Source organism: Streptomyces sp. PU-14G, from assembly GCF_041028275.1.
In the GTDB taxonomy this organism is placed as follows: domain Bacteria; phylum Actinomycetota; class Actinomycetes; order Streptomycetales; family Streptomycetaceae; genus Streptomyces.
Genome location: NZ_JASKYT010000580.1, coordinates 1 through 2,467, shown reverse-complemented (window position 1 = coordinate 2,467; position 2,467 = coordinate 1). Strand labels below are relative to the sequence as shown.

Sequence of the window (2,467 nt, the reverse complement as noted above, 5' to 3'; positions counted from 1 at the left end):
CCCCACCACCGGCCACCCCACCCCCGGCCGAGACCGCGCGGGGGGGCGCCGAGCCGGACGCCGCACCTTCCGGGCGGCCCGCGCTCAGCGGAAGCGCGCCTTGCCCGGGCCCTCCTCCACGAAACTGCGCATCCCGGTCTCACGGTCCTCGGTCGCGAACAGCCCGGCGAACCAGTTGCGTTCCAGCGCGAGCCCCGTCTCGATGTCGGCCTCGAGCCCGAAGTCGACCGACTCCTTGGCGGCGCGCAGCGCCATCGCCGGGCCGCGCGCGAGCCTTGCCGCCCAGGCGTGGGCGCGCTCGTAGACCTCCGCGTCCGGCACCACGTGGTCGACCAGGCCGATCCGGTGGGCCTCGGCCGCCTCGACCGTCCGCCCGGTGAAGATCAGGTCCTTGGCCTTGGCGGGACCGACCAGCCGGGAGAGCCGCTGGGTCCCGCCCGCGCCCGGAATGAGGCCGAGCAGGATCTCCGGCTGGCCCAGCTTGGCGCTCTCCCCCGCGAACCGTACGTCGGCGCACAGCGCCAGCTCGCAGCCGCCGCCGAGCGCGTACCCGGTGACGGCCGCCGCGACGGGTTTCGGGATCCGTGCGACGGCGGTGAACGCCTCCTGCAACCCGCGGGAGCGCAGGACCATCGCGGCGTGGTCCATCTCCCGCATCTCCTTGATGTCCGCTCCGGCGGCGAACACCTTCTCGCCGCCGTAGAGCACGACGGCCCGCACGTCGTCGCGGCGGGCCGCCTCCTCGGCGAGTGCGCGCAGCAGGTCCTGGGTCGCGGTGTCGAGGGCGTTCATCTTGGGCCGGTCGAGCCGGATGGTGCCGACGCCGTCGGCGACCTCGAGGCGTGCGGTCGCGCCGCTGGATTCGTCAATCGTCATGGAGGGAAGGTTAACGGCCGTTACGTGCCCGGGAGGAGGGTGCCGGACGCACCCGCCGCCGGGTTACTGAGGCGCCGTCCACGTGTTCCAGGACATGTTCCAGCCGTTGAGACCGTTGTCCGGGGCGATGGTCTCGTCCTTGGAGTTCTTGACCTCGACGACATCGCCGACCATCGAGTTCTCGAAGAACCAGGCGCCCGGCGATCCGTTGTCCCCACCGCCGCGCAGATCGAACAGGCCGACGCAGCCGTGGCTGGCGTTGACCTGGCCGAACTGCGGTTTGGGCGTCCAGTAGTTCCCGTGGATGAAGGTGCCCGAGGTGCTCAGGCGCATCGCGTGCGGCACGTCCTTGATGTCGTACTCGCCGCCGAAGCCCACGGTCTCCCCGTTCATCCGGGTGACCGGGTGCTTCTCGCTGATGACCATCTTGCCGTTGTAGGTGGGGTGGGCCGGACTGCCCGAGGTGATCGGGACGGTCTTGATCTTCTTGCCGTCCCTGGTCACCGTCATGGTCTTCTTCTCCGCGTCCACGACGCTGACCTGCTGCCTGCCGACGGTGAACTTCACCGTCTTGCGCTGCGTGCCGTAGACCCCCTCGGAGCCCTCCACGCCGCTGAGGTTGAGGTCGAGGGTGACCTTCGTGCCGGACTTCCAGTACTCCTCGGGGCGGAAGTCCAGGCGCTGGTTGCCGAACCAGTGGCCCTCGACCTCCACCTTCGGGTCCGCGGTGACGGATATCGCCTTCTCCACCGCCTCCCGGTCGGCCACCGGACGGTTGAACTTGACGGAGACCGGCATGCCCGCGCCGACCTTGTCGCCGTTCTCGGGCGTGAAGTAGCCGACGAAGGTGTTCTGCGGCACGAACGTGGTGAACGAGGCGTGCTTGGCCGAGGCGCGTCCCGCGGTGTCCTCGGCCACCGCGTCGACCGTGTACTTCGTCCCGGCGGCCAGGTGGGTGGCGGGCTTCCAGGCCGAGCCGTCCTCGGTGAGGGACCCGGCGACCCGGTTGTCCCTGCCGTCCTTGACGGTCACCTTCGTCAGCTTGCCCTTGGTGGCCGTCACCTTGAGCGCGCCGGAGGTCTCGACCTCGTCGGCGCCGTCCTTGGGCGTGATGGCGACCACGGCTTCTGACGGCCCCTTGGGCACCTTCTCGCCGTCGTCCTTGTCCTTGGCGCGGGCCCCTGAGCCGCCGCCGCCCCCGCAGGTGGTCAGCGTCAGCAGCAGGACGACGAGCAGCACCACGAGGCCGACGGCGGAACCGCCGATGACCTGTGCGCGGCCGTCCCCCCGGATCGACTCCCACGTCAGCTTGCTCTTGGCCAGGTTCTTCAGGTCCAAGACGGCCCCATCCCTCATGTCCTCACACGGCTCCGCGCACCCGTGTGCGCCCCCGAACACGTCAGCGCGGCCGTCGGGCCGTGACGGCTCCTGAACGACGGCGTGCGCGCGTCTAGTTAGATAACCACACCGGAGCGACACGCCACTTCCCCGGGCGGGTCACCGTTCGGTCGCGGTTTTGGGGAGGCCGGAAGGAGGAGCGAGCCGAGGCACGGGCCGGGCGGCCGGGGCGGAGGGCGGCACGGAGGGGAAC

General features: G+C 70.7%; 2 protein-coding genes. Both read right to left on the bottom strand.

The annotated features are described in order from the left end of the window. Window positions 1–84 precede the first annotated feature (84 nt). Complete coding sequence (locus AB8Z75_RS33600) at window positions 85–876, bottom strand: enoyl-CoA hydratase/isomerase family protein (RefSeq protein ID WP_369208722.1); 792 nt, start codon at window positions 874–876, stop codon at window positions 85–87. A 63-nt stretch (window positions 877–939) separates the two neighbouring features. Continuing rightward, window positions 940–2,214 (bottom strand): Ig-like domain-containing protein, encoded by a 1,275-nt coding sequence (locus AB8Z75_RS33595; protein ID WP_369208720.1) that lies wholly within the window; start codon window positions 2,212–2,214, stop codon window positions 940–942. Window positions 2,215–2,467 lie beyond the last annotated feature (253 nt).

Excerpts from the sequence above, each read along its gene's own strand:
- AB8Z75_RS33600 (WP_369208722.1), bottom strand. The coding sequence starts at position 876 with ATGACGATTGACGAATCCAGCGGCGCGACCGCACGCCTCGAGGTCGCC.